At 59.9% G+C, this 19258-nt stretch carries 14 protein-coding genes; 2 read left to right on the top strand and 12 right to left on the bottom strand.

Annotated elements, in window-relative coordinates; genetic code table 11:
- Window positions 1-336: 336 nt before the first annotated feature.
- The 4 genes from QRQ56_RS35230 to QRQ56_RS35215 all read right to left on the bottom strand — a co-directional run bounded on the left by QRQ56_RS35230 (window position 337) and on the right by QRQ56_RS35215 (window position 6841).
- Window positions 337-1722 (bottom strand): amidase, encoded by a 1386-nt coding sequence (locus tag QRQ56_RS35230; protein ID WP_438746091.1) that lies wholly within the window; start codon window positions 1720-1722, stop codon window positions 337-339.
- A gap of 217 nt (window positions 1723-1939) precedes the next feature.
- On the bottom strand, window positions 1940-3097 hold the full coding sequence (locus tag QRQ56_RS35225; RefSeq protein WP_438746089.1) for an NAD(P)/FAD-dependent oxidoreductase: 1158 nt from the start codon (window positions 3095-3097) through the stop codon (window positions 1940-1942).
- A gap of 34 nt (window positions 3098-3131) precedes the next feature.
- On the bottom strand, window positions 3132-4787 hold the full coding sequence (locus tag QRQ56_RS35220; protein ID WP_438746088.1) for a hydantoinase B/oxoprolinase family protein: 1656 nt from the start codon (window positions 4785-4787) through the stop codon (window positions 3132-3134).
- Window positions 4787-6841 (bottom strand): hydantoinase/oxoprolinase family protein, encoded by a 2055-nt coding sequence (locus QRQ56_RS35215; protein ID WP_438746087.1) that lies wholly within the window; start codon window positions 6839-6841, stop codon window positions 4787-4789. Before QRQ56_RS35215 ends, QRQ56_RS35220 begins: the two co-directional genes overlap by 1 nt.
- Before the next feature lie 189 nt (window positions 6842-7030).
- Here QRQ56_RS35215 and QRQ56_RS35210 point away from each other — a divergent pair, with 189 nt between their 5' ends.
- Window positions 7031-7753: a GntR family transcriptional regulator gene (locus tag QRQ56_RS35210; protein WP_438746085.1), complete on the top strand. Its 723-nt coding sequence runs from the start codon at window positions 7031-7033 to the stop codon at window positions 7751-7753.
- Window positions 7754-7943: 190 nt separating this feature from the next.
- Here QRQ56_RS35210 and QRQ56_RS35205 read toward each other — a convergent pair whose 3' ends face one another.
- The 7 genes from QRQ56_RS35205 to QRQ56_RS35175 all read right to left on the bottom strand — a co-directional run bounded on the left by QRQ56_RS35205 (window position 7944) and on the right by QRQ56_RS35175 (window position 17074).
- A complete protein-coding gene (locus tag QRQ56_RS35205) occupies window positions 7944-9110 on the bottom strand; it encodes a serine hydrolase domain-containing protein (protein ID WP_438746084.1) in 1167 nt (388 codons plus the stop codon).
- 397 nt (window positions 9111-9507) lie between these two features.
- The gene (purU, locus tag QRQ56_RS35200; RefSeq protein ID WP_438746082.1) at window positions 9508-10371 is read right to left on the bottom strand and encodes a formyltetrahydrofolate deformylase; all 864 of its coding nucleotides are present in this window, start codon (window positions 10369-10371) and stop codon (window positions 9508-9510) included.
- Window positions 10372-10445: 74 nt separating this feature from the next.
- Window positions 10446-10973, bottom strand: coding sequence for a sarcosine oxidase subunit gamma (locus tag QRQ56_RS35195; protein WP_438746080.1), 528 nt, complete (start codon window positions 10971-10973; stop codon window positions 10446-10448).
- Window positions 10974-11058: 85 nt separating this feature from the next.
- On the bottom strand, window positions 11059-14043 hold the full coding sequence (locus QRQ56_RS35190; protein ID WP_438746079.1) for a sarcosine oxidase subunit alpha family protein: 2985 nt from the start codon (window positions 14041-14043) through the stop codon (window positions 11059-11061).
- Window positions 14040-14315: a sarcosine oxidase subunit delta gene (locus QRQ56_RS35185; RefSeq protein WP_438746077.1), complete on the bottom strand. Its 276-nt coding sequence runs from the start codon at window positions 14313-14315 to the stop codon at window positions 14040-14042. Before QRQ56_RS35185 ends, QRQ56_RS35190 begins: the two co-directional genes overlap by 4 nt.
- A 19-nt stretch (window positions 14316-14334) precedes the next feature.
- Complete coding sequence (locus QRQ56_RS35180) at window positions 14335-15585, bottom strand: sarcosine oxidase subunit beta family protein (protein WP_438746075.1); 1251 nt, start codon at window positions 15583-15585, stop codon at window positions 14335-14337.
- A gap of 229 nt (window positions 15586-15814) precedes the next feature.
- On the bottom strand, window positions 15815-17074 hold the full coding sequence (locus tag QRQ56_RS35175; RefSeq protein WP_438746074.1) for a Glu/Leu/Phe/Val family dehydrogenase: 1260 nt from the start codon (window positions 17072-17074) through the stop codon (window positions 15815-15817).
- 136 nt (window positions 17075-17210) lie between these two features.
- Here QRQ56_RS35175 and QRQ56_RS35170 point away from each other — a divergent pair, with 136 nt between their 5' ends.
- Window positions 17211-18218 (top strand): GlxA family transcriptional regulator, encoded by a 1008-nt coding sequence (locus QRQ56_RS35170; RefSeq protein WP_438746072.1) that lies wholly within the window; start codon window positions 17211-17213, stop codon window positions 18216-18218.
- On the opposite strand, the gene folD is transcribed toward QRQ56_RS35170, so the two are convergent.
- Window positions 18205-19197, bottom strand: a complete 993-nt coding sequence (folD, locus tag QRQ56_RS35165) for a bifunctional methylenetetrahydrofolate dehydrogenase/methenyltetrahydrofolate cyclohydrolase FolD (protein ID WP_438746070.1) — start codon at window positions 19195-19197, stop codon at window positions 18205-18207. The two genes, QRQ56_RS35170 and folD, sit on opposite strands and share 14 nt — an antisense overlap.
- Between the last annotated feature and the right edge of the window lie 61 nt (window positions 19198-19258).

Below are 19258 nucleotides of genomic sequence, written 5' to 3'. Positions count from 1 at the left end.
AGCCCGCAGCGCTTCCGGCCCCGCTCGAGGATCAGTTTGATTGAAGACTGACCTGCACCAACCGGAGCTGGAAGACCTCGATGCCCGACGTCTCCACAAGTTCAAGCTGGTCGACTAAAGCCAACCGCCCTCTCCCTGCTCAGCTGTGCCGTCCGTCTCGGAGGCGCTGATACAAGGCCAAGCTTTCGCGAACAGCGTCTGGGCCAGTCATCAGATTCGATCTCTCTTAATTCGAAGTTGCAAATTGGCTGGCGGCCTAAGTGACCGAACCCAGTTTAGCCGTTCAAGCCGGCGCCCCGGAACTAGCCGTGACACGACTCACCGGCATTCCGGCCCCTAGAACTGCGGGTCTACGGGAAGGCGAACGCCCTCGTGGGCTTCGATGATTTCTCCCACCTGCAGGCAAAGATCCTCTCGATACTGCCCGGCGATAATCTGCACTCCCAATGGCAAGCCGTCATGGCTGCCGAGCGGCACGCTGAGCGCCGGCAAGCCCAAAGTCGGAACCGGGTACAGATAGCGCGCAGCGGTATCCAACACTGTCTTCATCGACGCGGCGCTATCTGAGTCGAGATTGGCGCGAAACGCCGGACCGGCGGCGATCGGCGTGATGACGATCGGCGTATCGGCGAGGAAAGCTGTCCAGGCCGTAATGGCAGCGTCTCTGTCCTTCAAAGCCTGCAAGAACTCGGAGAAGGAGACCGGCGGTCGATAGACCTGCCAATTGGCCAAGGTGCGCTTGACGCCCTCGTCTCCGAATTGGGCAATTGCGTCGCTTAAGCCGCCAACTAGATCGACAACAACGATGCGATGGTGAATTTCGTAGATCTCATCCCACAGCGGCGGCACCACCTCCTCGACCACGTAGCCTGCCGCGGCCAACCTGCGGCCGGCTTTACGGACCACCTCCGCCACGACAGGGTTGTCGGGAGCCCCTGGGACGTGAGGAACGAGAGCCACCTTCTTCGGCGCGGGCGGGCCTCGCAAAGGAACATCGACCCATCGGCTGTCCCGGTGATCTCGTTGAGACATCACCGTGAGGGCCAATCGAGCATCCCTTATCGTGCGCGTTATTGGACCCTGCACAAGCATCAGCTGCGCGGAAAGCAATCGCCCGCCAGGACTGGTCGCGTCGAGCGACGGTATGCGGCCGTAGCTCGTCCGCAGCCCCACGACGCCATTGCAATAGGCCGGCCAGCGCACCGATCCACCGAGGTCGCTCCCCTGGCTGATGGATGAAATGCCCACGGCAACGGCCGCTCCGCCGCCGCCGCTTGAGCCGCCCGCCGTGTGCGTCTTGCTGTATGGATTCAGTGTTCGACCGTGCAGTTCGTTGTCCGTTTCAAAGCGCATCGAGAATGACGGGGTGTTGGTTCGTCCGATGAAAATTGCGCCGGCCTTGCGCATGTTGGCGATCACCGGATTGTCGGATCCCGCCAGCCGATCCCGAAAGGCGGTGACACCGTCATCGGTGGGGCATCCAAGCTGATCGGTGCTGCCCTTGGTGGTGACGGGGACTCCATGCAACAATCCGAGGGTCTCGCCGCTCGCCAGGCGGCGGTCAGCCTCGTCAGCTTGCGCGAGTGCTTGGTCGCGCAAAACGAGCGTCACTGCATTGACCCTGGGATTGACCTCATCAAGCCGAGACAGGCACGACAGCGTCGCTTCGCGGCTGGAAATTTTCCCGCAACGGATAAGATAGGAGAGCTCGGTGGCATCCATCTGCCAAGGCTGTGTTGCTCCGCTGCTCCGCTTGCCAGTTTCCGATCGAGAGGACATCGAGTACTACCTTTCGTTGTTTCGGTGGCGTCGATTGTGAGGAATGGCGACTCTCTTCGATAAGCACGGGACCGGCTGGCGCAAATCTCAGCATGTCGAAGCGCGGTTCATCATCGGAAGGCAAGGGAGCTCGGCCGGTTGGCCCAACTCCCTGACATTGTCAGCCGCGGTTGCCGCCGTACTTCTGGACGAAAAGATGATCTTGGGCGATCCGATCGTGAGACAGGCGCCTGAACTCGTTGTCTGTCCGGCCGTCAGCGATCCAGTCGGCCAAGCGACGGCCTATGGCTGGCGCCAGCTTGAACCCGTGTCCGCTACCACCCCACGCGTCGGCATAGCCTTCAACACCAGTCCGCGGGCCGGCGAAGGGATACCAATCAGGGGTCACATCATAGAGTGAGGCGTAAGAATCGATCCGCACTGCGCTGGTGAAGGGGGGGAAGCGCCTTTCCAAACGCACCAGGACGTCGCTGACGAAGTCTTCGTCAGCGTTCGTCTCGTAATTGTTCGGATCGACATCGTGGTATTCCTTCGGGAAACCCCGTCCGACGACGAAGCGGCGATTGCCGAGCGGCCGCATGTAAATCGCATCAACGGCGTTGGAGACCGGGCCCTCAGGAACGGGACGGCCGGGCCTTGCCTCCCACACCGTGTCTTGTTCACGAACTATGCGCAGCGGCATGGCGATGCCAACGCTCTCGCCCAGTTTGCCCGCCCACGGGCCGCTGGCATTGACGACGAAGTTCGCCTGGATGGTCTCTCCGCGGACCTTTACGCCGGTCACGCGCGTGGCACCCCCGACGAGCGCCTCCACCGGAGTCCTGCCGCGGAACTGCCCGCCCAGTGCCTTGAAGGCTTCGACGAGGGCTTCTGTCGCACGGACGGGATCAGCGTATCCCCCGCCTGGCTCATAGACGACCCCCGCCACGCCTTCTGGGTTGACCAGATCGGCGATGCTCGACGAGGCGAGGTCTTGCAGCTCAGTAACGATGCCGATTCCAGTTAGCATTGCAATATTGGCGCGAGCCCCTTCCAGCATCGGCTCAGGAACGAGCATATGATAGCCCGTGCGCGCGAAGCCCGTGTCGAAGCCTTCCTTGGAAAGCGTTGACAGGATTGCTATGGATTCCCGCGTGAGGTTCGCCGCTAAGGGATTTGAGTAATGCTGGCGGATGATCGCCGCGCTCTTTCCCGTGCCGCCCGCCGCCGGTTCATCGCGGTCGAGCAGCAACACATTTGCGATGCCGCGTTTTTTCAGGAAGTAGGCTGTTGCGGCACCGGTGATGCCCGCGCCGACCACAATGACATCGAATTTCATCTTCATATCCTTCTTTGAGGAGGGGAGCTGGTTGTTATGCGGCATCCGCCTCGGCATCGGGACCGATTTTCCCGAAACGTATGTCCTGTTCCGCGAGTGTTGGATTTCGTTCCGCTGGGTCGCCATAACCGCCTGCCCCAGGCGTCTCCACCTGCAGGCGAGCCCCGGCGGGGATTTGCAGTCCAGTGAGCTTGGCGGAAACCGGCGTCGCTGTGCCATCACCATTGAATAGAGTGAACCGGCCCGCTCGGCCCGGTTTGCCGCCGAACAAACCCCACGGCCGGGAGATGAAGCGCTCGCCCTGACCACTGAAGTTGCAGGTATGGCCGATCGGACGGTAAACACGCCTCAGGCCGAGACCGCCACGCCACTTGCCGGCGCCACCGGAGCTTTCGATGAATTCATATCGCTCGATGAGAAGCGGATATTCACGTTCGAGAGCCTCAATCGGAAGATTGGACGTGTTCGTGATATGCACCTGGACGCCATCACTACCATCCTTGTAGGCACGAGCCCCCGCGCCGCCGCCGATGGTTTCCATGTAGAGGTAGTGGGTGCCATCGGGCGCGATCCCGGAGAACGAGCAGCTCGTGTTGCTGCCATTGGATGCCGCGACCACGAGCTGCGGCGCCGCTTTGGCAAGAGCGCCGAGGACAACGTCAATAATGCGCTGGCAGGTCTGGGCACGAGCCGCGGTCGCGGCCGGGAATTTGGCGTTGACGATCGACCCCTCGGGCGCGGTGATCGATACGGGATCCATCATGCCGCTGTTGGTTGGGCCGTCGGGATCAACGAGCACTTTTAGTGCATAAAGCACACTCGCCTCGAGGCCGCTCGTCGTAACGTTGATGTTGCCCAACACTTGTGGCGAGGATCCTTCGAAATCGAAGGAGATCTCATCGCCCTTGATCTCGACTGCCACCTTGATCGGGATGTCTGTCGTCCCAGCGCCATCGTCATCGACATAATCCTCAAAGACGTATTTTCCGTCTGGGAGTTCACTGATGCCCGAACGGATCCGACGGGCAACAGCGTTGAGGATTGCTTCCGATCCTTCTTCGAACTGCTCGATTCTCCAACGCTGGAAAAACTCCTCCATCCGACGCGCGCCGAGCAGGTTGGCTGCGAACTGAGCGTTGTAGTCACCGCGCCGCTCATGCGGAACTCGCACGTTCAATAGAACGAGATCCATGACATTCTGGTCGATCTTATAGTCTTGCATGATGCGGAGCGGGGGAATGCGCAATCCTTCCTGGTAGATCTCCGTCATTCCGCCCGCCATGCTGCCGGGCACCATTCCGCCGACGTCGGCGTGATGGGCGATATCGGCAACGAAAGCGACCAATCTCCCATTCGAGAATATAGGCATGACGGCGGCAATGTCGGGCAGATGGGAGCCTCGTCCCACATAGGGGTCGTTCGACAAGAACATGTCGCCCGGCCTGATCGCCTCGATGCCGTATTTCTCGAGCACGACCTCGACGAGGCCATGCATGGAGGCGAGCAGCAGCGGCAGACTTTCTCCCTGCGCAATCGTTCGCCCCTTGGTGTCGAAAATGGCCGTGCTGTGGTCTCGCCGCTCCTTGATGTTCGTGGAATAAGCGCTGCGCATGATCGCGACATACATCTCGTCGCATATGCTGGCGAGTGCGTTGCGCATCATCTCAATTTCGATGGGATTGAGGGACATTAGGCGGCCTCACGACGAAGTTGGATGATGATGTTGCCCCATTTGTCGACGCGCGCTTCGTCGCCCGGGTAAACGAGAGTAGTCGCGTCTTGCTGATCGATGATTGCCGGCCCCTGGATGCGCTGGCCCTTCGCTAGATCAGCGCGCTCATAGATCGGGGTCTCGATCGGCTCGATCAGATCGAAGATCACGTTGCGCGTGTGCGTGGGCCGGCCTTGGCGCGCTTCCGGCAACTCCGTCGGGCGCACGAATTCGATTTTTTGCCGGGCCTTCAGTTTGATGCTGACCAGCTCGATGATTTCGCCAAGCATCGAGAACCCGTAGGAACGTTCGTGCGCGACATGGAACGCCTCTCGCAGCGCCTCGACGCCATCAGCAGAAAGGCTCTCATCGAAGATAGGTAGGGAGAGTTCAAAGTTCTGACCACGGTAACGCAGCTCCGCGCGCCACTCGTAGCCGCGCTGGTCGGGTGGCACTTTTTCGTTCGAGAACCACGCCTCCGCATCGGCTACCAGGGCGTCGCGCAGACCCTTAATGGCCGACTCGGCGGTGGGGGCTAGCTCACGGAGGTAAGTCCCGACGAAGTCGTTCGAAAGGGCGCAAAAGTGCAGGCCCTCGGCACACATCAAACCTGGATTGATGGGCACAACGACCGTGGAAATGCCGATTTCCCTGGCTACATCTATCGAGAACAACGGCCCCGCTCCGCCAAAAGCAAACAGCACGAACTTCGACGGGTCGTGGCCTCTTTCAATCGACATCCTGCGCAAGGCTTTGACCATCGTGGTGCCCGCGAGCTTCAATATCCCGAGCGCCGTATCCAAGGTCTCCAGCCCGAGCTTCTCGGCAAGACCGGCGATCGCCTTGCGCGCCAAGCCAGGGCTGATGGGCATTCGCCCGCCAAGCAGAGCCTCGTTGCTGAGACGCCCAAGCAGTACATTGGCGTCGGTGGTCGTGGCATCGACGCCACCGAGGCCATAACAGGCAGGCCCAGGATCCGCGCCGGCACTGTGCGGCCCGACCTTGAGAAGGGCATCCTTGTCGATCCAGGCAATCGTGCCGCCGCCGGCGCCGACCGCGGTCACGTCGACCGCCGGCATGCGTACCGGGAAGCCGCCCACATCCTGCAGCGAGACCTCACTTGGCTCGTAGTCACGAATCAACGCTACGTCCGAGCTGGTTCCCCCAATGTCGAGGGTGATGACTTCGCGATAGCCCATCTGACGCGCCCAGTGCACGACCGCCGAAACGCCAGCCGCCGGACCAGAGAGCGAGGCACGTATGGGAAGTTCCTTGGCCATTTCCGCCGACATGAGCCCGCCGCTGCTCTGAGAGATCAACGGCCGGGCGACCGTTCCAAGAGCCTTCACCCCGGAGATCAGCCTGCTGATGTACCGATCCATCACGGTCAGGAGGGCTCCGTTAAGCACGGCTGTCGTGAAGCGCTCGTACTCTCTGAACTCGGGATAGACCGAGGCCGACGAGATGACATGAACACTGTCAGGCAAGGCGGCACGTAGCACCTCGACCGCGCGACGCTCATGCTCGGGATAAGCGAAGGAATGAAGAAAGGCGACCACGACACAGTCGACCTTCCTGTCCAGCAGGGCCGGCACCAGTCCGCCCAGACGCTCCTCATCAAGAGGCGTGACGACCGTACCGTCCGCTCGAACGCGCGCGGGCACTTCAAAGCGACAATCACGCGTGACGAGCGGCGCTGGGAAGTCCTGGTGGATGTCGTAGACCTTTGGCCGCGTCTGCCTGCCGATTTCAATCAGATCACGAAAGCCCTCACTGGTGACGAGGGCGACTTTGCCAATGCGCCGCTGAATTAGCGCGTTGGTTCCCACGGTCGTTCCATGAAAGAGCGCTCCCACGGCCGAAGGCGGCAGGTCGTGAAGTTTCAGGAGCTCTCCGATCCCCTGAAGGATCGCTTCCTGCGGTTGCGCCGGCGTTGACGGTCGCTTGTAGCGGATCGTCCGTCCAGCTTCTTCGTCGATGACAAAGAAGTCCGTGAAGGTTCCGCCCACATCGACCCCGACTTTCAGGGGCATATTGTTCGCCTTTCGATTTCGTATATGATGGATATATTATTAGCGGGACGTCCCGTCAACGACAATTGAGAGACGTGTGCAGGGCGATCAATGAGCTCCGCCCGTTGCTCGCACGGTAGGCAGCTCGAAAATGTCGGCGGATCGGGTATATATCGCCAGTGATTTGGTGATCAGCAAAGGTCGAGACGCATGCCGCCACGAAAGAGCGCCAAGGACGAGGGAGCAGCCGAGCTTTCGCTCGCTGTAGCTGCGACGAACACAATCCGCGATCGGATTCTCGACCTGACCTTGCAACCGGGACTTCAGCTCGACGAGACTATGCTTCGCAATGACCTTGGTATTAGTCGCACGCCGGCGCGCGAAGCACTGAACCGCTTGACCACGGAGGGTCTGATCGAGATGAGACCCAACCGCGGCTTCTTCGTTCGACCTTTGGACCTCGGTGATTTGACGCAGTTCTTCGAAGCTTATCTCGTGATCGAGCGAAGCTCAGCCTATTACTGCCGAATGTCTCATCCGCATCTAGTAAAGGATTTAGAGGCGATACAGACCCATCACACTCGGGCGGTTAACAATCATATCTTTGTTGAGATCTCACACCACAATGCAGCCTTCCATTTACGTATTGCCGAAGCTACCGAAAACGAATATCTCATCAGCTTTGCACAACGCCTGCACAATATTGCGCGACGCCTTGCCTATTACGTGTATCAACGAGAATCGAGTGAACAGCAGGCGTTCCAGTACAGGCAGCGCATTATCGTTGACGAGCATATCGCTATCATCGATTCCATCCGCAACGGCAATCGCGAGCATCTTCTCGTAACGATTACCGATCACGCTGAAAGGTTCAGGCGCCGGATCGGACATTTCATTGAAGGCACGGGAAAGCCAGTTTTCATGCCTGCTTGATCGACAGTGCGGCTAGCTACCCGTTCAATTGCGTAACAGCCGTCATCTGGATCGCAGGGCGCGCGATCCACATTCCTTGTCGCGCCTCGAGCGGAGGTCGGGTCGGGGAAGTGCTGATCGAGACGAATCCCTTTGCGGAACGAGAGTCGGCTGCGCGTATTCAGGGCAGCCGATTCAGATTGTGTGTTGATCAGCGCGAAGCGATTGCAGCCGCGCGGAGAGCTTCTGCGAGCGCCACGTGGACCGCCTGACCACCGGGTGGGTACACGCTAGGCCAGGCTGAATTGATCACGATCACCACCTTATCTTGCGGATAGACGATAATTCTCTGGCCAAACCCGCCTGACGCGACATAGCTGTTTTTTGTGATCCACCAGAAATATCCATAACCGATGCGGTCAGACGCCGGTTCGGACGGGAACGTTACGTGAGCGCTTGTGGCGTCCTCTACCCAGCCAGGAGGCAGTACCTGCCGGGCGCCCGCCTTGCCACCGCTTAGCATGAACTGGCCTATCCGAGCGCAATCGCGCAGAGTCACCGAGAGCCACCCTCCGCCGAGCTCCCGCCCGCCCGCGTCCACTTGCCAGATCGCATCCTCTTCCATGCCGTAAGGCTGCCAGAGCTTGTCGGAGAGATACTCCGAGAGCGATTTGGCGACGGCGTTGGAGACCAAGATCCCGGCCAGATGGGTATCAGCAGTGCTATAGTTGTACTTGGCGCCCGGCTCGTGAATCCTCGGGCGACGGCGCATGACGGAGACCATGGGATCGACCTCAGGCTCTGCCACCGTAGACCAGAACAGGTGAAAATCCGACCCTGCGTGTGTAAAGTCTCCTTGTACGGACTCGTTCCACTGAACGCCCGAAGTCATGGTTAAAAGCTGGCGAATCGTCACGCCCTCGTAAGCGCTGTCCTTCAATTCTGAGATGTAATCGGTAACGAGCGCCTCGAGGCTTTTGATGCAGCCATCCTGAATAGCCGCGCCGACGAGGATCGAAGTCACCGATTTAGAGGCCGACGTTAAATTCCACCGGTCTTTCTCCTTCCGGTCGAGGCCGTAACGTTCGAGCAGCACCTGGCCGTCCTTAAGGACGATGAGGCCAGAGGTGCGTGCCTGCTGCATGTAGAGATCTACATCCATGTCTTGGCCATCCGATGTCCAGCGAGGGGAGATCTGATGGGCCGCTTTGGGCAAGCTATAGACGTGCTCGCCACGGCCGACCACGCGGACCGGATTGATTTTCTCGAACGAACGGAACCCAATCACCTGCTGCTCGGGAGTCCAAGTCAAGTAACCTGGGCCGCCGGGCGGAAGCGGAGCGGGGCTCTCTGGACCCATGTCAGTTTTCGTATTCATCTTTTCTCCTGCAAGTTTTGCACTGGTTTAGAGATTTCTCGCGCGGCATATTGATTCGGGATTTCCTGCTGCAACGCGGCGCGTCAATTCACCCAAATAGTAAGAAAGCCCTTGTGCCGAATTCCTCAGATTTGGCGCTGTGAAAAGTCGAAAACCTGCGTCTTGCCGCAAGCCCAGCAAGCTTTTCGAAAAGCAACGGCCTAGGTTTCTTCAAGTAGCTGATTGAGCCGGCGGCAACGCTAGCCGAGTCTCGCAGCAGACACGTACTCTCGCTAGCCCAGACCTAAAGCGCTCCAGTTCGTTACTGCGTACGGACGAATGGCCGACGTCAACAATCGACTGTTGGAAACGACCACCGCCTGGTGCAAGCAGCTTCACGCTGGGAGTGAAGCTCGCTTCAGCCGGTAAAGACAACAGCCTTTTTTCCATTGAGCACCACCCGATCCTCGAGGTGATGGCGAACGGCGCGCGCGAGTACGCGCCGTTCTATGTCCCGTCCCTTGCGGACCAGATCGTCTGGCGTGTCGCGATGTGAGATCCGTTCGACATCTTGCTCGATGATAGGTCCCTCGTCGAGATCAGAGGTCACGTAATGTGCTGTCGCGCCGATCAATTTGACGCCGCGCTCGTGAGCCTGATGGTAGGGCTTGGCCCCCTTGAAGCCTGGCAGGAACGAGTGATGAATGTTAATGCAGCGGCCGGACAGCTTGGCTGAAAAGCCATCCGACAGGATCTGCATGTAACGGGCGAGGATAACGATATCGGTATTGGTCTGCTGCACCAGCTCCCAAATTTTCGCCTCCTGCTCCATCTTCGTCTGCTTGCTAACCGGGAAGTGGTGGAAGGGCAGCTCAGTCAGGTCGGTGGAAGCCAGATGCTCGCGACCATGGTTCGAGACGATTGCCGTCACTTCCATTGGAAGTTCGCCGATGCGCCAACGATAGAGCAAATCCGCCAGGCAATGGTCGAATTTCGAGACCAGCAGCATAACGCGTTTCTTTGCAGTGCCCGGTCGAAGAGTGAACGTCATTGCAAGACGTTGAGCCAGCTCTTCGATCGCCGCGGTGATGTCCGCCTCCGAGTTCGCGTGATCGAGGCGATCGAAGACAACACGCATAAAGAAGCGACCTGTCTCGGTATCATCGAATTGCTGAGCATCCAGGATGTTGCAACCCGCCTCAAACAGAAGAACCGAGATTGCCGAGACGATGCCGGGGCGATCGGGGCAAGACAGAGCGAGAATCATGGAACGATCGGACATGTCAGTCACCGCCAGAGGCGGTCCTCGCAAGATGTGTTAAGTAAGAAAGGCGGAATTGGCGCGTAAGCATTGGGTCAACTTCGCGGGAGCGTAACGTGGCAACCGAACTCCACGGCCGAAGCCGCAAACCAGGCCCAAAAGCTGCCCGCCATGCTCCGTGGCACGAGCATTTCGTAGACAGGACCGTCGGCTCCATCTTTCCCCCGCCACAACTGCACGCCGATATGCGCGAAGCTCGTCAAAGCTGTTGCGCCGATGGGAAATACTTTGGGGTGAAGATCGATCATCGCTCCCTTGGCGAGAACCTCACGAGCCCGTGGGCCTGAGACGCACAGTGCCGCGCGAGCGTGGCTTTGATCGCTGACAGCAGCCTCGCCCGAAAGAAGTTCGAGGAGATCCGAGAAGCCCTCTCGTTGTCGAGCGATGAGCAGCCACTGGTCCGGCCCTGACCATATCAGCCCATGTGTGTAGGTCAGCACGGCGGAAGGCGTTTGTGGCGGATTGAGACCAATCAGCTGGCTCGTAAGGCGCTGCAGGCCGGAGACCTGCGGGGTTGCGATCAATGTCGCAAGCTGCAGGTTGTTCGGGATGACCACGTTCACCCCGGGCTCGCCTGCCGCTCCGATGTGACCAGCCTTCACGAGGCCAGCCCACGCATCGCGATCGCGCCAAATGAAAGTCGGTTGCTCAGCCATGCAGACGGGTACCTTCAGGATCGACAAACACGGGTGAGCAAATCTCAACCTGGGTCTCGTTGTCGCGAACCGGATCGACCGCGCGAACGCGCTCGCCGATCCGGCTGGGCCCATTCTTGAGCAGACCCAGGCCGATCCAGTGCCCCAGGCTGGGCGAATAGGCCACGGAGCTCATGTAGCCTTCGTCATTCTCGGTGTTGGCCGTGCGTCCCATCGCGATCAAATGTGCACCGGCTCGCAGCCGGTCGCCTGATTTGACTGGCCTGAATCCGACCAGCATCGGACGATCGGTCTGCACGAGAGCCTCGCGTCTTGCCATCAATCGTCCGATGAAGTCCTTCTTCGATGACATCATCTTGCCAAGACCGAGATCGCGGGCAGTCGTCTGGCCATTAATCTCGTTGCCCGCCACATGCCCCTTCTCGATGCGCATGACGCCGAGCGCCTCGGTACCGTAAGCCGTGATTCCGTAGCGCTCGCCGGCAGTCATCAGCCCCCTCATCATCGCATCACCATAGTCAGCGGGAACCGCGAGTTCGTAGGCCAGCTCACCTGAAAACGAAATCCGGAACAGCCGTGCTGGGATGCCTCCACCGACCGTGACTGAGCGGGCGGCCAGATATGGGAAGCTTTCGTTGGAGATGTCGTGCGCGGCATCGATTATGGCGCGTAGAACCTCCCGCGATCGCGGACCGGCGATAGCCGCCTGTGCCCATTGTTCGGAGACGGAGACCATCCGCACGTCGAGCTCCGGCGAAAGCACCTGATGGCAGAATTCGAGATGTTGCATGACCTTGCCGGCGTTCGCCGTCGTGGTCGTCATGAGGAAATGATCCTCGCACAGACGCGACGTAGTCCCATCGTCCATGACGAAGCCGTCTTCGCGCAGCATCAGTCCGTACCGCGCCTTGCCAAGTGGGAGCGACTTCCAGCCATTAACATAGACGCGCTCCAGAAACTCGGCGGCATCCCTACCCTGAATATCGATCTTGCCGAGGGTCGAGACATCGCAAATGCCCACCCCGCTCCGAACGGCAAGCACCTCGCGCTTGACCGTGGCCAGCCAATCCTGCTCACCTGGCTTTGGATAGTATTGAGCTCGCAGCCATTGTCCCGTAGCGACAAACGCCGCGCCTTGCTCTTGCGACCAATCATGGGTCGGCGCTAGACGCACCGGCCGGAAATCCTTGCCGCGGTGATGCCCGGCAAGAGCACCGATCGCGACCGGTGTATAGGGGGGCCGGAAAACGGTGGTGCCCGCCTCGCAAATCGCCTTCCCCGTCTGCTCGGCCATGATGGCGAGGCCAGCGATGTTGGAGGTCTTACCCTGATCGGTGGCCATGCCAAGCGTCGTGTAGCGTTTGAGATGTTCGACTGAACGGAAGCCTTCTCGCGCCGCCAGCTCGACATCCTTCTCCGTGACGTCGTTCTGGAAATCGACGAAAGCCTTGCCTGTGCCACCCGTGACGCGCCAGATCGGCTTGACGCTGCTCAACTCGGCGTCGGTCGCGGGAATAGGTTCGATCGATGCTTGACCAAAGCCGAGTTCCATTGCTGACTCACGGCCGAGCCGCGCGCCATCTGCCAGTGCCTGGGCCAGCGTGAAGCGGCCGGCGGCGCTGCCCGCCACGACCAAACCCGGCGGCAGCGTCCCGGGCACGAAGGCCTGCACTTCCTCGTCCCAGATCGGTTTACCGTTCTGGTGGGAAGTCAGGTGCAGCGCTGGGTTCCACCCATTGGAAACAGCAAGCACGTCGCAAGCCAGAGTTGTGCGCTTGCCAGAGCTGCTCCGTATGACAACGCCGCGCAGGTGGGGCGTTCCTTGAGCTGCCTCAATGGCCCCCCCGGCGAAGACGAGTGCGCCAGCGCGCTTGGCGAGGGCTTTGAACTCGGGATCGACTTCGCTGCGACTATCGACCACAGCGGACAAGCGAGCGCCCGCGCCCACCAAATCGCGCGCCGTGGCCCAGCCATCGTCGCAGGCCGTAAAGAGAACAACCTCTCGTCCGGGCAGAACGCCAAATCGGTTGACGTATTCACGCACGCTACCCGCTAGCATAACCCCTGGCCGATCATTGCCCGGAAACACGATGGGTCGTTCGATTGCCCCGGCGGCAAGGACCGCGCGCTTTGTATAGATTCGCCAAGCGCGCTGACGCGGCTGATAAGCCGGCGGAACGGCGACGTGGTCGTTGACCCGTTCGACCGCGCCGAAGGTGCCGTGGTCATAAAGCCCAAAGACCGTAGTCCGGGGCATGATGCGCACTTCGGACAGAGAGGCCAGTTCTGCCAACGCAGCTGCGAGCCAGTCGGCTGCGGGACGGCCTTCAATCTCTCGTTTCTCAGCGAGCAGTCGGCCTCCCAACCGAAAATCTTCATCGCACAGAATAACGCGCGCCCCGCTACGACCCGCGGCGAGCGCCGCGGATAGACCCGCCGGCCCACCACCGATGACCAGGACATCGCAGAAGGCAAAAGCCTTCTCGTAATGATCGGGATCGGCGAATTGGGCGGCACGCCCTAATCCCGCGGCACGGCGGATCAGCGGCTCATACAGTTTCTCCCAGAACGAGGCCGGCCACATGAAGGTCTTGTAGTAGAAGCCCGCGACGAGGGCAGATCCCACGAGGCGATTCAATGAGAGGACATCGAAGCCGAGCGAGGGCCAGCGATTCTGACTCGTTGCCTGAAGTCCGTCGAACAACTCTACGGTGGTTGCTCGGGTATTCGGCTCGCGTCGGGCACCTGCGCGCAACTCCACCAGCGCGTTCGGCTCCTCGGAGCCGGCCGAGAGGATGCCGCGCGGACGGTGATATTTGAAAGAGCGACCGACGAGTCGGGCACCGTTCGCGAGAAGAGCGGCCGCCAACGTGTCGCCGGGATGTCCATGATAGGTCTTGCCATCGAACCGGAACGATAACGTTTGGTGACGGTCGACCAGCCCCCCAGTTGGCAGTCGGAACGGCTGCGTGCTCATGCTGCCGCTCCCCGTCTCAGGCTCTTGGCCGCGACGGCCGATTCGATGACGTGGGTCAATGTATGACGGCGCACCAAAAGCCATGCGCGGCAGCCGGCGGCGTGATACCAGAGCTCCTCATGAAGGCCCCGGGGATTGTCTCGCACATAGACGTATTCGAACATTGCGGCTTCCGTCGCATCGAGCCCGCCGGGGCGCCGTGGCGCGGCATCGCCCAGGTAGATGAATTCCTGGACGTCACGCGCGCCGCAATGGGGACATGGAATGCGCATCGGGTCTGCTCCAAGGAACTCAGTGAAGATTTGGCTGGGCGCCGACGCCCTTTTCGTCGATCAGCCGACCTGTTGCGAAACGATCAAGCCTGTACGCGGTCGCCACGGCATGCGGCTCGTCCTTGGCTATTAGGTGCGCGAAGCAGAGGCCCGACGCCGGTATTGCCTTGAAGCCGCCGTAGCACCAGCCAGCATTGAGATAGAGCCCTTCGACCGCAGCACGATCGATGATCGGCGAGCCGTCCATCGACATGTCCATGATGCCGCCCCAGTGACGCAGCAGCCGCACTCGGCCCAAACCGGGCCACAGGCCCATCGCGGCTTCCATCACATCCTCGATGACCGGAAGGTTGCCGCGCTGGGCGTACGAATTGTAACCGTCAATATCGCCTCCGAACACCAGACCACCCTTGTCGGACTGACTGATGTAGAGATGGCCTGCTCCGAAGGTGACCACGCAATCGATCAGGGGTTTGAGCCCCTCGGAGACAAAGGCTTGGAGCACGTGGCTTTCGATCGGCAGCCGCATCCCGGCCATCGCGGCTAGGCGAGAGGAATTGCCTGCCACGGCGAAAGCGACTTTCTTTGCCTTGATCGAGCCCCGCGTCGTCGTGACCCCGATCGCGCGACCATCGACGATATCGATACCGGTCACCTCGCAATTCTGCACGATATCGACTCCGCGAGCATCGGCGGCCCGCGCGTAGCCCCAAGCAACGGCGTCATGGCGGACGGTGCCGCCGCGCTTCTGTAACAGCCCACCCTGGATCGGAAATCGGCTGGTCTCGTAGTCGAGGAAAGGCAACATGGCACGCACTCGTTCGCGATCGATGAGCTGCGCGTCAACGCCGGCGAGACGCATCGCGTTAGCCCGGCGCACAAAGGCATCGCGTTGAACGTCCGAATGAAAAAGGTTAAGCACCCCACGCTGGCTGATCATTGCGTTGTAGTTCAAGTCTTGCTCCAGACCTTCCCACAGCTTCATCGACAGCTCATAAAAGGGGGTATTTCCAGGAAGCAAATAGTTGGATCGGATGATCGTCGTGTTGCGGCCGACGTTGCCAGAGCCGATGTAGCCTTTCTCGAGCACCGCGACGTTGCGGATTCCATGCCGGCTAGCAAGATAGTAAGCCGTGGCAAGACCGTGGCCGCCGCCGCCGATGATCAGGACGTCGTATTCGGATTTGGGAGTGGCATCGCGCCAGGCCGGCTGCCAGCCACGATGGCCCTTCAACGTCTGTGCAATGAGAGAGAAAATGGAATAGCGCATTGATGATTTCGCGAATGTATCGGAGCTGCTGTCGTTAGCTCGCTGGTGAAGATTGAACGCCGTAGCTTCGCAGGCATGATCAGTAGCGACCTCCGATTGCCCGAAAGCGACAGCCCTTACCCGAAGAGACTAGCCGTATCAGAACTCTGGCCCGTCTAGGACCGTGGCGCGAGCGATCCGTCGTGGGCCCTGCTTGCTCTTACCGAACCGACCAGCAGCGACAATGATGTTATGGGAATAGCCCACGCGTTTCCTTTGCTCCGCGCACGCGCTCCACGCCGATGGCCATAGCCGCAGTCCGGTTGAACACGTTGTCTTTCCTGCTGCGAGCCTGTACCTGTTCAAAGGCTCGGTCCAACACCTGATACTCGCGCCGCATCACTTCCTCCTCCTCCCAGAAGAATCGCTGGAGGTCCTGCACCCATTCAAAGTAGCTGACCACCACTCCACCCGAGTTGCACAAAATGTCCGGGATCAGAAAGATCTCGTCCCGGCGTTTTTCAAGGATCTGATCGGCTTCAGGCGTGGTCGGGCCGTTAGCGCCTTCCGCGAGGATACGACAGCGCAGAGTACTAGCCAGCTTCGCGTCGATCACGCGTTCGACCGCGGCGGGAACAAGTACGTCACAGGGCAACGATAGTATCCCCGCCGGATCCAAATCGACCTCGTTTGAGTATCCCTCCAAGCTCCCTCGCACAGCGACATGTTCGATCAGTTTCGGGATGTTGAGACCGCCGGGCCGATAAAGCGCCCCGGTGTGATCGCTTACAGCGATGACCTTGACTCCGTTGTTGTGCAGTTCTAGCGCGGCGATCGAACCGACGTTGCCGAAGCCCTGGACGACGGCTGTTGTACCACTGAGGCGGATGTTCAGTTCATCCGCGGCGCGACGAACCAAATGCGCGACCCCTCGCCCGGTCGCTTCGCGCCTGCCTAGCGTTCCGCCTGCGCTGACGGGCTTGCCCGTGACGATCTCGGTAACAGTTTGCCCTTGGTACATCGAGTATGTGTCCATGAACCAGGCCATGATTTGCTCGTTCGTGCCCATATCGGGCGCCATCACGTCCGTGTGCGGTCCGACGAATGGGATCATTTCCTGCATATATCGACGTGAGAGAGCTTCGAGTTCCCGCCTTGAAAGGCTCAGCGGCTCGACATTGATGCCGCCCTTCGCACCACCATACGGCAGTCCGACCAGCGCGCATTTCCAGCTCATCCAGATCGCGAGCGCTGCGATTTCTCCAAGATCGACGCTCGTCGCGAATCGCGTACCTCCCTTCGTAGGCCCTAGCGTGAGATGGTGTTGCACTCGATAGCCTTGGAAGACGGCCGTGGTGCCATCGTCGCGGTGAATTGGACAGGAGACCGCGACCGCTCGTTTCGGCATCAATAGTCTTGCCCTGGCATCGTCGGGTATAGACAGATAGTCGGCGATCACGTCGAATTGCTTTACGGCCATGTCAAAAACTGGCCCACTGTAAGCGGTCACATCGGCTCCTAAACCACAAGTTGATTTGGCGGATACATGCTTGCTTGTGCTAGAGATTCTTGGCTTTCGGATTCTGAACGGTCCGGATCCAAGTCCAGCTTGTCTGAACCACATTGAACGGCGTAGTTTCGCCGGCATGATCGATAACGACCTTCGAATGTCTGGAAGCGACAGTCCTGGCGAGCCTGCCGCTCACGTTGGCTTCTTACTCATTCCCGATTTTGCGATGCTGCCGTACGTGTCCGTTATTGAGCCTCTACGAGCCGCCAATCGTCTATCAGGCCGCACGCTCTACCGCTGGAGCCATGTTTCAATCGATGGAGAGCCCACTCCGGCCTCCAACGGGGTACAGATTCAAACCGACTTTCGTGTCGGAACGGACGAGCATTTCGACTATGTTTTCGTCTGCGCCGGCGGCAACCCGACTCTGTTCAAACATCCCGCGACATTCGCTTGGCTGAGACAACTCGCTCGACGCGGCGTCAAGATCGGCGGCGTCTCGGGTGGCCCTTACATCCTCGCGCGCGCGAGCTTGCTTGCGGGCTATCGTTTCACCATTCATTGGGAGCATGCGCCAGCGATTGTTGAAGAGTACCCGGACTTAGACCTGCGGCGCTCTCTTTACGAAGTCGATCGCGATCGACTCACGTCGGGCGGCGGCACCGCGCCTTTGGACATGATGCACGCTATCATTGCTCGCGAGCATGGCACTGATCTGGCGATGGCCGTTAGCGAGTGGTTCCTGCAGACCCATGTTCGGGAAGGGACGGGCTCCCAACGGATGCCGTTGCGGGAGCGCCTCGGGATCGCGCACGCTCCATTACTCCGCGTAATCAGCCGGATGGAGCAATCCGTGGAGAAGCCTGTCTCGCGAGGTGAGCTCGCGCGCGTTGCAAAGGTCTCGTTGCGGCACTTGGAGCGACTTTTTCGCCAGCATCTGGGCTGCTCATTGGGCGAGCACTATCTAGCGCTTCGCTTAGACCGCGCGCGGGAGCTCGTGCGCCAAAGTAGTTTGTCTGTCCTGGAGATTGCGCTCGCCTGCGGTTTCGCGAGCGCCAGCCATTTTTCTCGCAGCTATCGTGCTCGCTTCGGTCAAGCACCGCGGACCGAGCGGCTGCACGAAACGACCGCTAAACGACATTGAGATCTATGTTCTTGCAAGTTTCGCGTTGCAGATTGGCGCTGCTGAGCTTGTGCTCGGCCGTGACGTGGGAAGAACTTCGAGCCGGGCGACCTGCAGGAGCAGCCGCCAGGGCCACACTTCTGCGTGAGACCGCCGCTTTAACGGTGTTCGCAAGTAAGTAAGCCACGGTCATCGGTCCGACTCCGCCGGGCACCGGCGTTATGTAACTCGCGCGCTCGACCGCCTCGGCGAAAGCAACATCTCCGACGAGCTTGGCTGTGCCCCTTGAATCGATTGTACGATTAATGCCGACGTCGATTACGATCGCGCCGGCCTTGAGCCAATCGCCACGAACGAGTTCGGCCGAGCCCGCCGCGGCGACAACAATGTCAGCCCTTCGACAGATACCAGGTACATTGCGGGTCTCGAGCTGTGCACCGGTCACCGTGCATCCGGCATCGCCAAGGAGAATGCCCAGAGGCTTTCCAACGATGTTCGATCGACCGATAACGACGACATCGAGCCCGTTCAAATCACTCACGACCGTCTTGATCAAATGGACGACGCCCAACGGGGTACATGGCGCGAGAGCCGGTTGCCCCACCGCCAGACGCCCAACGTTGTAAGGGTGGAATCCGTCCACATCCTTGGCAGGATCAATGGCCTCCAGGACTCGCCAGCGATCGATGTGACCCGGCAGCGGAAGTTGGACGAGAATGCCGTCAACCGCCTCGTCTGCGTTAAGGTTTTCGATCAACCTGATGAGCACGGCTTCGCTAGCAGTGCTCGGCAGCTGATATTGGCGCGAGGTGATCCCCACGGACCTTGCCTGCTTGGACTTCATCTTAACATAGACCGAACTCGCCGGATCACTCCCGACCAATACCACGGCCAATTCCAACTTTATGTTGCTTTCGGATAGGAGCCGCGCCACGTCGCGTGCGATGTTGGCCCGAAGTGCCCCGGCTACGGCTTTTCCATCAATCAGATCGGCAGTCATGCTTGGTTCCCACAGAATAATGGAGGATTAGGCGTCGCGGGATCTTGCAAGCACGCTCACC

The sequence above is a fragment of the Bradyrhizobium sp. U531 genome (genome assembly GCF_051710265.1).
Lineage (GTDB): Bacteria > Pseudomonadota > Alphaproteobacteria > Rhizobiales > Xanthobacteraceae > Bradyrhizobium.
The sequence above is the reverse complement of the archived record's forward strand: the minus strand, read 5'-3'. Positions and strand labels throughout refer to the sequence as shown.

What these genes read in the sequence shown, in the direction of transcription:
- QRQ56_RS35190 (WP_438746079.1), bottom strand. Translation starts at nt 14,043, where the DNA reads ATGAGCACGCAGCCGTTCCGACTGCCAACTGGGGGGCTGGTCGACCGT.
- QRQ56_RS35180 (WP_438746075.1), bottom strand. Translation starts at nt 15,585, where the DNA reads ATGCGCTATTCCATTTTCTCTCTCATTGCACAGACGTTGAAGGGCCAT.
- purU (WP_438746082.1), bottom strand. Translation starts at nt 10,371, where the DNA reads ATGTCCGATCGTTCCATGATTCTCGCTCTGTCTTGCCCCGATCGCCCC.
- QRQ56_RS35215 (WP_438746087.1), bottom strand. Translation starts at nt 6,841, where the DNA reads ATGCCCCTGAAAGTCGGGGTCGATGTGGGCGGAACCTTCACGGACTTC.
- QRQ56_RS35210 (WP_438746085.1), top strand. Translation starts at nt 7,031, where the DNA reads ATGCCGCCACGAAAGAGCGCCAAGGACGAGGGAGCAGCCGAGCTTTCG.
- QRQ56_RS35185 (WP_438746077.1), bottom strand. Translation starts at nt 14,315, where the DNA reads ATGCGCATTCCATGTCCCCATTGCGGCGCGCGTGACGTCCAGGAATTC.
- QRQ56_RS35230 (WP_438746091.1), bottom strand. Translation starts at nt 1,722, where the DNA reads ATGGATGCCACCGAGCTCTCCTATCTTATCCGTTGCGGGAAAATTTCC.
- QRQ56_RS35220 (WP_438746088.1), bottom strand. Translation starts at nt 4,787, where the DNA reads ATGTCCCTCAATCCCATCGAAATTGAGATGATGCGCAACGCACTCGCC.
- QRQ56_RS35205 (WP_438746084.1), bottom strand. Translation starts at nt 9,110, where the DNA reads ATGAATACGAAAACTGACATGGGTCCAGAGAGCCCCGCTCCGCTTCCG.
- folD (WP_438746070.1), bottom strand. Translation starts at nt 19,197, where the DNA reads ATGACTGCCGATCTGATTGATGGAAAAGCCGTAGCCGGGGCACTTCGG.
- QRQ56_RS35170 (WP_438746072.1), top strand. Translation starts at nt 17,211, where the DNA reads ATGATCGATAACGACCTTCGAATGTCTGGAAGCGACAGTCCTGGCGAG.
- QRQ56_RS35225 (WP_438746089.1), bottom strand. Translation starts at nt 3,097, where the DNA reads ATGAAATTCGATGTCATTGTGGTCGGCGCGGGCATCACCGGTGCCGCA.